The sequence below is a fragment of the Pseudomonas pergaminensis genome (assembly GCF_024112395.2).
GTDB classification, from domain to species: Bacteria; Pseudomonadota; Gammaproteobacteria; order Pseudomonadales; family Pseudomonadaceae; genus Aquipseudomonas; species Aquipseudomonas pergaminensis.
Genome location: NZ_CP078013.2, coordinates 4,076,664 through 4,088,368, shown reverse-complemented (window position 1 = coordinate 4,088,368; position 11,705 = coordinate 4,076,664). Strand labels below are relative to the sequence as shown.

General features: G+C 62.5%; 11 protein-coding genes. 7 read left to right on the top strand and 4 right to left on the bottom strand.

The genetic code is table 11. The features are described 5' to 3' along the window. Positions 1 to 15 precede the first annotated feature (15 nt). The 4 genes from KUA23_RS18430 to araH are packed head-to-tail and all read left to right on the top strand — an operon-like array spanning position 16 to position 4,398. Positions 16 to 879 (top strand): SMP-30/gluconolactonase/LRE family protein, encoded by an 864-nt coding sequence (locus KUA23_RS18430; RefSeq protein ID WP_099491875.1) that lies wholly within the window; start codon positions 16 to 18, stop codon positions 877 to 879. A 37-nt stretch (positions 880 to 916) separates the two neighbouring features. Next, entirely contained in the window at positions 917 to 1,921 is a 1,005-nt protein-coding gene (locus KUA23_RS18425) for a substrate-binding domain-containing protein (RefSeq protein ID WP_252992587.1), read from the top strand. Further along, positions 1,918 to 3,420, top strand: a complete 1,503-nt coding sequence (gene araG, locus KUA23_RS18420; protein WP_252992586.1) for an L-arabinose ABC transporter ATP-binding protein AraG — start codon at positions 1,918 to 1,920, stop codon at positions 3,418 to 3,420. The genes KUA23_RS18425 and araG overlap by 4 nt, the downstream gene beginning before the upstream one ends. 9 nt (positions 3,421 to 3,429) lie before the next feature. Further along, positions 3,430 to 4,398, top strand: coding sequence for an L-arabinose ABC transporter permease AraH (araH, locus tag KUA23_RS18415; RefSeq protein ID WP_100490362.1), 969 nt, complete (start codon positions 3,430 to 3,432; stop codon positions 4,396 to 4,398). 113 nt (positions 4,399 to 4,511) lie between these two features. Here the strand turns inward: araH and KUA23_RS18410 are convergent, their stop codons facing one another. Beyond that, positions 4,512 to 5,660, bottom strand: a complete 1,149-nt coding sequence (locus tag KUA23_RS18410; protein WP_078049088.1) for an aldose epimerase family protein — start codon at positions 5,658 to 5,660, stop codon at positions 4,512 to 4,514. 137 nt (positions 5,661 to 5,797) lie between these two features. On the opposite strand from KUA23_RS18410, the gene KUA23_RS18405 reads away from it, so the two are divergent. Continuing rightward, positions 5,798 to 6,565 (top strand): SDR family NAD(P)-dependent oxidoreductase, encoded by a 768-nt coding sequence (locus KUA23_RS18405; protein WP_078049087.1) that lies wholly within the window; start codon positions 5,798 to 5,800, stop codon positions 6,563 to 6,565. 156 nt (positions 6,566 to 6,721) lie between these two features. Here the strand turns inward: KUA23_RS18405 and KUA23_RS18400 are convergent, their stop codons facing one another. Next, complete coding sequence (locus KUA23_RS18400) at positions 6,722 to 7,318, bottom strand: glutathione S-transferase (protein ID WP_346356347.1); 597 nt, start codon at positions 7,316 to 7,318, stop codon at positions 6,722 to 6,724. A 102-nt stretch (positions 7,319 to 7,420) separates the two neighbouring features. After that, positions 7,421 to 8,419: an AraC family transcriptional regulator gene (locus KUA23_RS18395; protein ID WP_078050948.1), complete on the bottom strand. Its 999-nt coding sequence runs from the start codon at positions 8,417 to 8,419 to the stop codon at positions 7,421 to 7,423. Between the two features lie 64 nt (positions 8,420 to 8,483). Here KUA23_RS18395 and KUA23_RS18390 point away from each other — a divergent pair, with 64 nt between their 5' ends. Together KUA23_RS18390 and yghU are read left to right on the top strand one after the other, a co-directional pair. After that, a complete protein-coding gene (locus tag KUA23_RS18390) occupies positions 8,484 to 9,707 on the top strand; it encodes an MFS transporter (RefSeq protein WP_078049085.1) in 1,224 nt (407 codons plus the stop codon). Positions 9,708 to 9,809: 102 nt separating this feature from the next. Beyond that, positions 9,810 to 10,643, top strand: coding sequence for a glutathione-dependent disulfide-bond oxidoreductase (gene yghU / locus KUA23_RS18385; protein WP_252992585.1), 834 nt, complete (start codon positions 9,810 to 9,812; stop codon positions 10,641 to 10,643). Positions 10,644 to 10,774: 131 nt separating this feature from the next. Here the strand turns inward: yghU and KUA23_RS18380 are convergent, their stop codons facing one another. After that, on the bottom strand, positions 10,775 to 11,701 hold the full coding sequence (locus KUA23_RS18380) for a sugar ABC transporter substrate-binding protein (protein ID WP_252992584.1): 927 nt from the start codon (positions 11,699 to 11,701) through the stop codon (positions 10,775 to 10,777). Positions 11,702 to 11,705: the final 4 nt, after the last annotated feature.

Sequence of the window (11,705 nt, the reverse complement as noted above, 5' to 3'; positions counted from 1 at the left end):
AATCCAGGAGGCATCATGTCGTGTATCGCCGTTACCCCGCACCGTGCGCAGTTGGGCGAGGGTCCGTTCTGGGATGCGCCCACCCAGGCACTGTACTGGGTGAATATCGCCGGCAAGCAGGCGCTGCGCCTGATGGGCGGGCAGTTGCAGGTGTGGCAGTTGCCGGAGCATGTCTCGGCGTTCATCCCGTGTGAAAGCGGCGATGCCCTGGTGACCTTGAGCAGCGGCGTGTATCGCCTTGACCTCGTCACCGAAGCCCTGACCCTGCTGTGCGTGGCCGACCCGCAAGCGGGCAACCGTGGCAACGAAGCACGCTGCGATGCCCAGGGCCGCCTGTGGTTGGGCACCATGCAGAACAACATTGGCGAGCAGGGTGAAGACCTGCCCATTACCCAGCGTTCCGGCGGCCTGTTTCGCATTGATGCGGATGCGCAGGTCACGCCGTTGCTCAGCGGCCTGGGCATTCCCAACACCTTGCTGTGGAGTGATGACGGCCGCCAAGTGCATTTTGGCGACAGCCTGGACGGCACGCTGTACCGGCACGCTATCAGGCCAGACGGCCAGCTCGACCCTGCGCAGACGTGGTTCGGCCCGCACCCGCGCGGCGGGCCGGACGGCTCGGCGATGGACGTTGAAGGCTACCTCTGGAACGCCCGCTGGGACGGCAGCTGCCTGTTGCGCCTGACCCCGGACGGTGAAGTCGACCGCATTATCGAGCTGCCCGTCAGCCGTCCCACCAGTTGCGTGTTTGGTGGCCCGAACCTCACCACCCTCTACATCACCAGCGCCGCCAGCCCCTTGGATCACCCCTGGGACGGTGCGGTATTGGCCATGGAAGTAGATGTACCTGGAAAACCCTGTCATCGCTTTGCCGGATAAACCCAAGACTTAAAAACAACAACAAGGAGTCACCCGTATGAATCGTCGTCGTGGTTTGCGTTCCCTGTGCTGCGCCGCTGTGGCGGTCTCGGCCATGAGCTTGAGCGGGCTGTTGCTGGCCGCTGAGGAAGTGAAGATCGGTTTCCTGGTCAAGCAGGCTGAGGAACCGTGGTTCCAGACCGAATGGGCCTTCGCCGAAAAAGCCGGCAAGGAGCATGGTTTCACCGTGATCAAGATCGCCGTGCCGGATGGTGAGAAGACCCTGTCGGCCATCGACAGCCTGGCCGCCAACGGTGCCAAGGGCTTTGTGATCTGCCCGCCGGACGTGTCCCTCGGCCCGGCCATTGTCGCCAAGGCCAAGGCCAACGGCCTGAAAGTGATTGCCGTAGATGACCGGTTCGTCGATGCCAAAGGCAACTTCATGGAAGACGTGCCGTACCTGGGCATGGCGGCTTTTGAAGTCGGCCAGAAGCAGGGCGCCGCGATGGCCGCCGAAGCGAAAAAGCGCGGCTGGGACTGGAAGGTCACCTACGCGGTGATCAACACCTTCAACGAACTCGACACCGGTAAAAAACGCACCGACGGCTCGGTCAAATCCCTGGAAGAAGCGGGTATCCCCAAGGACCATATTCTGTTCACCGCCGCCAAGACCCTCGACGTACCCGGCAGCATGGACGCCACCAACTCCGCCCTGGTCAAGCTGCCCAGCGGCGCGAAAAACCTGATCATCGGCGGCATGAACGACAACACCGTACTGGGCGGCGTACGCGCCACCGAAAGCGCCGGCTTCAAGGCCGCCAACGTGATCGGCATTGGCATCAATGGCACCGACGCCATCGGCGAATTGAAGAAACCCAGCAGCGGCTTCTTCGGCTCGATGCTGCCAAGCCCGCATATCGAGGGCTATAACACCGCGCTGATGATGTACGAGTGGGTGACCAAGGGCACCGAGCCTGCCAAGTACACTGCCATGGACGAAGTGACCCTCATCACCCGTGAGAACTTCCAGGCAGAGCTGACCAAGATCGGGCTGTGGCAATGACGGCTGCCGCCCTGCGGTTTGACGGCATCGGCAAAACCTTTCCTGGGGTCAAGGCGCTGGATGGCATCAGCTTCAGCGCCCACCCAGGGCAGGTGCACGCGCTGATGGGCGAGAACGGCGCGGGCAAGTCGACGCTGCTGAAGATCCTCGGTGGCGCCTACATTCCCAGCAGCGGCACACTGCAGATCGGCGACCAGACCATGGCTTTCCGAAACGCCGCCGACAGCATTGCCAGCGGCGTGGCGGTGATCCACCAAGAGTTGCACCTGGTGCCGGAAATGACCGTGGCCGAGAACCTGTTCCTCGGCCACTTGCCCTCGCGTTTTGGCGTGGTCAACCGCGGCCTGCTGCGCCAGCAGGCACTGGCCTGCCTCAAGGGCCTGGCGGATGAAATCGACCCCGATGAAAAGCTCGGGCGCCTGTCCCTGGGCCAGCGCCAACTGGTGGAAATCGCCAAGGCGCTGTCCCGTGGTGCCCACGTGATTGCGTTCGACGAGCCCACCAGCAGCCTCTCGGCGCGGGAAATCGACCGTTTGATGGCGATCATCACGCGCCTGCGCGATGAGGGCAAAGTGGTGCTCTATGTCTCCCATCGCATGGAAGAGGTGTTTCGCATTTGCGACGCGGTGACCGTGTTCAAGGACGGCCGCTACGTGCGCACCTTCGACGACATGAGCGCGCTGACCCACGACCAGTTGGTCACCTGCATGGTTGGCCGCGATATCCAGGACATCTACGACTACCGGCCGCGTGAGCAGGGCGAGGTCGCGCTCAAGGTCGAGGGTTTGCTCGGTCCAGGGTTGCGTGAGCCGGTCAGCCTGAGCGTCCACAAGGGCGAGATTCTCGGCCTGTTTGGATTGGTCGGGGCAGGGCGCACGGAGCTGTTTCGGCTGCTGAGCGGTTTGACCCGCAGCACCGCAGGTACCCTTCAGCTCTGCGGCCAGACACTGCAGCTGCAGTCACCGCGCGACGCCATCGCTGCCGGCGTGTTGCTGTGCCCGGAAGACCGCAAGAAGGAAGGCATCATCCCGCTGTCCAGCGTGGCGGAGAACATCAATATCAGTGCTCGCGGTGCTCATTCCAGGTTTGGCTGGCTGCTGCGCGACGGTTGGGAAAAGCGCAACGCCGACCAGCAGATCAAGGCCATGAAGGTCAAGACGCCCACCGCTGCGCAAAAAATCATGTACCTCTCCGGCGGCAACCAGCAAAAAGCCATTCTCGGCCGCTGGCTGTCGATGCCGATGAAAGTGTTGCTGTTGGACGAGCCCACCCGTGGCATCGATATCGGCGCCAAGGCCGAGATCTACCAGATCATCCATAACCTCGCTGCTCAAGGCATTGCGGTGATCGTGGTGTCCAGCGACCTCATGGAAGTGATGGGCATCGCCGACCGCATCCTGGTGCTGTGCGAAGGCGCGCTGCGCGGCGAACAAACCCGCGAACACGCGACTGAATCCAACCTGCTGCAATTGGCCTTGCCGCGCAGCCTGGCGAACTGAGAGACGATTATGACCACTCAACACAACGTGCTGCCCACCGCGCGCAAGCCCCTGGACCTGCGCGCACTGCTGGACAACTGGGCGATGCTGCTGGCCGCCGTGAGCATCTTTTTGCTGTGCGCCTTGCTGATCGATAACTTCCTTTCACCGCTGAACATGCGCGGGCTGGGGCTGGCGATTTCCACCGTGGGCATTGCCGCCTGCACCATGCTGTTCTGCCTGGCGTCGGGGCATTTCGACCTGTCAGTGGGCTCGGTGATTGCCTGCGCCGGCGTGGTGGCGGCGATCGTGATGCGTGACACCGACAGCGTCATGCTCGGCATTGGCGCCGCCTTGCTGATGGGCCTGCTGGTGGGGCTGATCAACGGCATTGTGATCGCCAAGCTGCGGGTCAATGCACTGATCACTACCCTGGCGACCATGCAGATCGTGCGTGGGCTGGCGTACATCTTCGCCAATGGCAAGGCGGTGGGCGTGTCCCAGGATCAGTTCTTTATCTTTGGCAACGGCCAGTTGCTCGGTGTGCCGGTGCCGATCCTGATCACTGTGCTGTGCTTCCTGTTCTTTGGCTGGCTGCTCAACTACACCACCTATGGGCGCAACACCATGGCCATCGGCGGCAACCCGGAAGCGGCCTTGCTGGCCGGGGTGAACGTGGACCGCACCAAGATCCTGATCTTCGCCGTGCATGGCGTGATCGGTGCCTTGGCCGGGGTGATCCTGGCCTCGCGCATGACCTCCGGCCAGCCCATGATCGGCCAGGGCTTCGAGCTGACGGTGATCTCGGCGTGCGTGCTCGGCGGGGTATCGCTGAGCGGCGGGGTAGGGATGATCCGCCACGTGATCGCCGGGGTGCTGATTTTGGCGATCATCGAGAATGCGATGAACCTGAAGAATATCGACACGTTCTACCAGTACGTGATCCGGGGATCGATCCTGCTCCTGGCCGTGGTCATCGACCGTATGAAACAACGCTGAGTCATGCCATGTGAACACTAAATGTGGGAGCGGGCTTGCTCGCGAATACGGAGTGTCAGACCCGAATGAGTTGACTGACACGGCGCATTCGCGAGCAAGCCCGCTCCCACAGTTTAGTCGGTGGTGAATTTGAATATTGTGTTCTGGGTGTAGGTCTGCCCTGGATTCAGGCGGGTAGACGCGAACTTCGGCTGATTAGGCGCATCCGGAAAATGCTGGGTCTCCAGCGTAAAACCGCTCCAGTGCAGATAGGTCTTCCCAGCCTTGCCCTTCACCGACCCATCCAGGAAGTTACTGGTATAGAACTGCACCCCAGGCTCGGTGGTAAACAGCTGCAACCGCCGCCCGGACGCAGGATCGTGCACCTCGGCCGCCAACTGCTTCACATCACCTTGGGTGTCCAGCGCCCAGTTGAAGTCGAACCCACCCTGTTTCGGCTCGGCGAACTTGAGCTGCGGGTGATCGTCCTTGATGTGCTGGCCGATCGGCGTGGGTTTGAGAAAGTCCATCGGCGTGCCTTTGACGGGCGCCAGTTCGCCGGTGGGAATCAACGTCGCGTTCACCGGCGTGTAGTGGCTGGCATGCAAGGTCGCGACCTGCTTGAGGATGTCGCCATTGCCCGCGCCGGCCAGGTTGAAGTAGCTGTGGTTGGTGAGGTTGAGCACCGTCGGTTTGTCGGTGGTGGCGGTGTAGTCGATGTGCAGTTCGTTGGTGTCAGTGAGGCGGTAGGTGACTTCGGTCTTCAGGTTGCCGGGGAAGCCCATTTCACCGTCCTTGGACAGGTAGGTGAGGGTCACGCCGACCGAGTCCTTGGCCTTGACCGGCGTGGCTGTCCAGACGTGCTTGTCGAAGCCCTGGGCGCCGCCGTGCAGCGAGTTGGGGCCGTCGTTGAGTGGCACCTGGTAGCGTTTGCCGTCGAGTTCGAAGGCGCCGCCGGCCAGGCGGTTGCCGAAACGGCCGATGGTCGCGCCGAAGAACGCCGTACCGCTCTGATAGCCTTGCACGTCGTCAAAGCCCAGCACCACGTCGTCGAGCTTGCCGTGTTTGTCTGGCACTTTCAGCGACTGCAACACGCCGCCGTAGGTGATCACCGTGGCTTGCATGCCATGGCTGTTACGCAGGATGTACTGCTCGACGGCGGTGCCGTCATTGGTTTTACCGAACGGTTTGTGTTCGCTGGTAAGGCCCGCCGCCTGGGCGCCGCCGCTGGCGACCAGCATGGACAGGGCGAGGCCCGAAAGCAGGTAACGAGGGTGCTTCATGGTCGAACTTCCTTTTGTTGTTTTGAGTGAAATAGTTCTACTAATGTGCGATATTTTGTCGGTTGGACAGCGAATTTATAGCCTTAAACCGCGTTTTTGCAAAATAAAATAAGACTAATTAAGCGAGGCAACCTTTTATGACGACTCAGCACGCCGTTTATCCCGACCTTGAAGGCAAGACTGTCCTGATCTCCGGCGGTGCCTCGGGCATCGGCGAATTCATGGTGCGCGCCTTTGCCGCCCAAGGCGCCAAGGTCGGCTTTGTCGACCGCGCGCAAAGCCAGGGCGAACGCCTGGCGGCGCTGTTGAGTTCGCGCGGGCACACCGTGGAATTCGTCAATTGCGACATCACCGACGAGATAGCCTATAAAGCCGCCATCACTCGTTTCGAACACTCGCTGGGGCCGATCACCGTGCTGGTGAATAACGCCGCCAATGACGTACGCCATACCCTGGAGGAAGTCGATTCGGAGATGTTCGACCGGCTCATCTCCGTCAACCTCAAGCACGCCTTCTTTGCCGCAAAGGCGGTGGTGCCGATGATGAAGGGCGCCGGCGGCGGCGCGATCATCAACCTCGGTTCGGTGGGCTGGATGATGGCTTCGGCCGGCTACCCGGTGTACGCCGCCAGCAAGGCCGCCGCCCACGGCATGACCCGCGCCCTGGCCCGGGAACTGGGGCCGAGCCGCATCCGCGTGAACACGCTGGTGCCGGGCTGGGTGATGACGGAAAAACAACTGGCGATGTGGGTCGACGATGCCGCCAAGGAACTGATTAGCCGCAGTCAGTGTTTGCCGGGGAGCGTTTTGCCGGAACACATCGCCAATATGGCGTTGTTTCTCGCCTCTGATGCCTCGGCGATGTGTTCGGCGCAGAACTTTATTGTGGATGGTGGGTGGGTCTGAGTCGGGCTCAATTATCCGGGCTGCACAGGCCAAATGTGGGAGCGGGCTTGCCCGCGAATACGCAGGGTCAGTTGATAAAGTTGCCGACTGACACGCTGCCTTCGCGAGCAAGCCCGCTCCCACACAAAACCCAGTCCGACATCATGACGAGGGTGCTTATTCGATCGGGTAACGCTTGAAAGCCGGGTGCTGTTCCAGCCGCTCGGTGTGGCGTTTGAGGTTTGGGAACGCATCGGCCTTGACCACCGACGCCACGGTGAACTGGCTGAACGACCAGGCGACTGCCGCCGTCAGGGAAGCCTGGGTCAACTCCTGACTGTCAGGCAGTTGCTTTTCCAGCAGCGAGTAGGCCGCCAGCAATTGCCCGCTGACGCGATCCAGCCAGGGCGCATGCAGCTTTTCGGCCGGGCGCAGGTTGTGTTCGTAAACGATCTGCACGCTTTTCTCGCAGGCCGCCAGGGCCAAGCCAAGGATATGCAGGTCATGGGCACGACCTGCGGGGGAAGGGGGCAGCAGCTTTTTATCGGCCGGGGCCAGGGTTTCCAGATAGTCGAGGATCAGGCTGGAATCCATCAGCACCGTGCCGTCATCCAGCACCAGGGTCGGCGCCTTGACCACCGGGTTGATCTGGGAAAACTCGGTGAACGTGCTGAACACCGACAGCGGTTCATGCACAAAATCCACGCCATAAAGGTCCAGGGAAATGGCCACGCGGCGTACGTAGGGCGAGTCCAGCATGCCGATCAGTTTCATGAAGCCTCCGTTGCTCTCAAGGTGATGGCTCCAGAGAGTAAGGGCACAGGATCGGCATGCGCAATGACTGAATGTTGCCTGCAAAGGTCAGGCTGCGGTCATTCAGGCAGGACGCCTGATGTTCTGCCGGCTGGCCCCCGGTGGCTGGCCGGTAATGCGCTTGAATGCACGGCTGAACGCTGCCTGGGAGGTGTAGCCCAGGCGCAGCGCCACTTCTTCGATGGGTAAACGCTCCAGGGTCAGCCATTGGCTGGCCAGGCGCATGCGCAGTTCCGTCATGTAGCGCAGTGGCGGGAGGCCCAGGGTGGCCTGGAAGCGCTCGGCGAATACCGAGCGGGAGGTGTGACACTGCGCGGCCAGTTCGGCCACGCTCCAATCGCGCCCGGGTTGCTGGTGCAGCACGAGCAGGGCGCCCGCCAGGCGTGAGTCGCGCAACGCGGCCACCAGCCCCGAGGCATTGCCGCAGGCGCATTCCACCCAACCCCGCACAATCATGGCAGCCACCACATCGGCCAGACGCGTGAGGATGCCGGGGTAGCCGACGCGGGCCGCGGCGACTTCGCGCTCCATCACCGCCAGGATTGGCATCAGGCCGGGGTAACGCTGGCCCTGGGCATCGATCAGCATCAAGGCTGGCATCAGGCTGCCGAGCCCCTGGAGACTGCCGAGTTCGAACTCCATGCAGGCGCTGAACAGCAACGTGCTCGGCGGTGAGTCCGGTGATGCATCCACGGCACAGACGGTCTCGCCCAGTGGTGTCGTGTCAAAGCCGCCGATGTCCTGCACCGGCCTGTCCGCACTGGACAGCAGCGCATGGGCACCGCCGTGGGAGATGAACACGGCATTGCCCGCCGACAATTCGAACAGGCTGCCGTCATCGGTGCGCAGGGTGGCCGTTCCTGCGGCGAGGAGGTGGAAGTAGGCATGCCCCGGTCTGGCGTCAAAGCCCATGCCGAAGGTCGGTCCGGCCTGGATGCGTCGGTACTGCACGCCGCGCAGGCGCATGCCGCGCAGCAGTTCGTCGATAAGGTCGGAGGACAGGTTGAAGGGCGCCGCTGCAGTCATGTTCGGGGTTTCGGTCAAAAACTCAAGGGTTTGCATCATAGATCATCCGGGTTGGCGAACCTAGACTGGCCGTCGTGCTAATTACCGAGGATGTCGTGTGATGAATGATTGTGTAGCCCAAGCCGCTCGCCCTGCCCAGGTGGCGCCCGATGCGCCCGCCTGGATGGCGGTATTTTCCCTGGCCATGGGGGTGTTCGGCTTGTTGACGGCCGAATACCTGCCGGCCAGCCTGCTGACGCCGATGGCGCTGGACCTTGGCGTGTCGGAAGCGCTGGCCGGCCAAGCCGTGACCGTGACGGCCGTGGTGGCGTTGTTCGCCGGGTTGCTGGTACCGGGCCTCACGCGTGGGATCGACCGGCGCATGGTGCTGCTGGGATTCTCCCTGCTGATGATTGCATCCAACCTGTTGGTGGCGTTTTCCTCCAGCCTGGCGGTGCTGCTGTTGATGCGCATCCTGCTGGGTGTGGCCCTGGGAGGCTTCTGGAGCATGGCGGCGGCGGTCGCGATGCGCCTGGTACCGGCGGCGCTGCTGCCCCGTGCGCTGTCGATCATCTTCAGTGGCATTGCCGTGGGCACGGTGGTTGCCGTGCCGTTGGGCAGCTACCTGGGCGGCCTGTATGGCTGGCGCAGTGCATTTTTGGCGGCGGCAGCGGTCGGCGGGGTGACGCTGGCGTTCCAGCTGTTCACGTTGCCACCGTTGGCCCCGACGGGCAGCGCACGCTTGCGCACGGTACTGGATGTGCTGCTGCGCCCTGGCATCGCCATCGGCATGTTGGGCTGTGTGCTGGTACACACCGGGCACTTCGCGCTGTTCACCTACATCCGGCCGTTCCTCGAAAGCACAACGGGCGTGGGCAGCGAAGGGCTGGCGTTGATGCTGCTGGGGTTCGGTGCAGCCAACTTCGTCGGCACGCTGTTGGCCGGTTGGATGCTGGTGCGTTATCCGCGCGGCACCTTGGTGCTGATGCCGGTATTGGTCGGCGTCGCAGCGCTGGCCCTGGTGTTGCTGCCGGCCTCGCTGCCAGGCCAGGCCTTGCTGCTGGCGTTGTGGGGCATGGCGTTTGGCGGGGTGCCGGTGGCGTGGTCGAACTGGGTGGCCCGCGCCGTGCCGGATCAGGCTGAAAGTGCCGGTGGCATGGTGGTGGCATCCGTGCAATCGGCCATTGCGGCGGGTGCGGCCGGTGGGGGCGCGATGTTCAGTCTCAGTGGCATCAGCGGGGTGTTTCTAGGCGCCGGTGTGTTGATGTTGTTGGCCGCCTTGTTGATTGCACTGCGGGTAACAGTGTCGAGCAATGTGGCCGTGGGTGCACCGCTGCATCTTTGACGTCGGCCTGGAGATTGGCCGCATTCACGGTGTGACGAGCCATCGACCTTTGGTTTAGTCTGGAGCGCTTCGTTGAACGCAAGCACATTTGGAGCAGTCAGCATGACCGATTACGTACCCCCGAAAGTGTGGACCTGGGAGACCGAGAATGGCGGCACTTTCGCCAGCATCAACCGGCCTGTGGCCGGCGCGACCCATGAAAAAGAATTGCCGGTGGGCAAGCATCCGTTGCAGTTGTACTCCCTGGCCACGCCCAACGGGCAGAAGGTTACGATCCTGCTGGAAGAACTGTTGGCCCTGGGGCACAGCGGTGCGGAATACGATGCCTGGCTGATCAAGATCGGTGATGGCGACCAGTTCGGCAGCGGCTTCGTGGGGGTGAACCCCAACTCCAAGATCCCGGCCCTGCTGGACCGCAGCGGCGCCGCGCCGATTCGGGTGTTCGAGTCCGGAGCGATCCTGCAATACCTGGCGGAGAAGTTCGGTGCGTTCTTCCCCACCGAACCCGCCGCCCGCGCCGAATGCCTGTCGTGGTTGTTCTGGCAGATGGGCAGCGCGCCGTATCTGGGCGGTGGTTTCGGACACTTCTATGCCTACGCGCCGAGCAAGATGGAATATGCGATCAACCGGTTCGCCATGGAGACCAAGCGTCAGCTCGATGTGCTCGACCAACGCCTGGCGGTGAGCGAATACATCGCGGGTGATGAGTACACCATCGCCGATATTGCGATTTGGCCGTGGTATGGCGGGCTGGTCAAAGGTCGCTTGTATGGCGCGGCGGAGTTCTTGTCGGTGCATGAGTACACGCACGTGTTGCGCTGGGCAGACGCGATCGAAGCGCGGCCGGCGGTGCAGCGCGGCCGGCGGGTGAATCGGGTGTCTGGTGAGCCCCATGAGCAATTGGCCGAGCGGCATGACGCAAGCGACCTGGACTAAAGGCCTGACGCGGTAAGAAAGGTGGGAGCGGGCTTGCTCGCGAATGCGGAGTGTCAGTCAACAGATTCATTGGCTGATCCACCGCAATCGCGAGCAAGCCCGCTCCCGCATTTGGATTTGTGTATTTCACTCTACTTGTAGCGCTGCTCGAACACCGCCACTTGCTCGGGCTTGATCAGTTCGAACGGCACCCACATCTCCGACTCAATCGCCTCGCCCTTGATCATTCGCACCGCCGCCTGCACGGCCTGGGTAGCCTGGGCCTTCGGGTCCTGGAACACGGACGCCGTCAGCAACCCCCGCTTGATCGCTGCCAGCCCATCGGGCAAGCCATCGATACCCACAATCGCCACTTCACCCTTGGTTTTTCCCGCCTGCTGCAAAGCCATGGCCGCGCCAATCGCCATTTCATCGTTGTTGGCTACGATGGCATCGAACTGCGTGCCTGCCAGCAGCCAGTTGCTGGTCAGGTCCATGCCCTTGCTGCGTTGCCATTCGGCGCTTTGCTGCTCGACCACCTTGATACCGGGAAACTCCTTGAGCACCTGTTTGGCGCCCTCGGTGCGGTCATGGGTGGCGTTCTGCGCAAGGTCGCCCATGATGATCGCCACATTGCCCTTGCCGCCGAGTTTTTCCGCCAGGTAGCGCATCTGCAACTGCCCGGCCTCGATGTCGTTGGAGGCCACGGTGACCACGCCCTTGGGCAGGGTGCGTTCGTCCGGGTGACGGTTGACGTACACCAGCGGCGTCTTGGCCGCCACGGCAGCACGGGTCATGTTGGCGGTGGCGGCGGTGTCCACCGGCAGTACGATCACCGCGTCGACCTTCTGGTTGAGGAAGCCCTCGACCTGATTAAGCTGGCGCACTACGTCGCCCTGGGCGTCTTCGAACTGGATCTGCACATCCTGCTGCTTGGCGGCCGCTTCCAGGCCGGTGCGCACGTAGGTCATGAAGTTATCGTCGACCCGGGCGATGCTCACGCCGATGCGATAGGCGGCAAAGGTCCATTGGCTGAACAGCAGCAACAAGGTGGCAGCAAACAACGAATAGCGATTCATAAGG

What these genes read in the sequence shown, in the direction of transcription:
- KUA23_RS18405 (WP_078049087.1), top strand. Translation starts at nt 5,798, where the DNA reads ATGACGACTCAGCACGCCGTTTATCCCGACCTTGAAGGCAAGACTGTC.
- KUA23_RS18430 (WP_099491875.1), top strand. Translation starts at nt 16, where the DNA reads ATGTCGTGTATCGCCGTTACCCCGCACCGTGCGCAGTTGGGCGAGGGT.
- araH (WP_100490362.1), top strand. Translation starts at nt 3,430, where the DNA reads ATGACCACTCAACACAACGTGCTGCCCACCGCGCGCAAGCCCCTGGAC.
- KUA23_RS18400 (WP_346356347.1), bottom strand. Translation starts at nt 7,318, where the DNA reads ATGAAACTGATCGGCATGCTGGACTCGCCCTACGTACGCCGCGTGGCC.
- KUA23_RS18380 (WP_252992584.1), bottom strand. Translation starts at nt 11,701, where the DNA reads ATGAATCGCTATTCGTTGTTTGCTGCCACCTTGTTGCTGCTGTTCAGC.
- araG (WP_252992586.1), top strand. Translation starts at nt 1,918, where the DNA reads ATGACGGCTGCCGCCCTGCGGTTTGACGGCATCGGCAAAACCTTTCCT.
- KUA23_RS18410 (WP_078049088.1), bottom strand. Translation starts at nt 5,660, where the DNA reads ATGAAGCACCCTCGTTACCTGCTTTCGGGCCTCGCCCTGTCCATGCTG.
- KUA23_RS18390 (WP_078049085.1), top strand. Translation starts at nt 8,484, where the DNA reads ATGAATGATTGTGTAGCCCAAGCCGCTCGCCCTGCCCAGGTGGCGCCC.
- KUA23_RS18395 (WP_078050948.1), bottom strand. Translation starts at nt 8,419, where the DNA reads ATGCAAACCCTTGAGTTTTTGACCGAAACCCCGAACATGACTGCAGCG.
- yghU (WP_252992585.1), top strand. Translation starts at nt 9,810, where the DNA reads ATGACCGATTACGTACCCCCGAAAGTGTGGACCTGGGAGACCGAGAAT.
- KUA23_RS18425 (WP_252992587.1), top strand. Translation starts at nt 917, where the DNA reads ATGAATCGTCGTCGTGGTTTGCGTTCCCTGTGCTGCGCCGCTGTGGCG.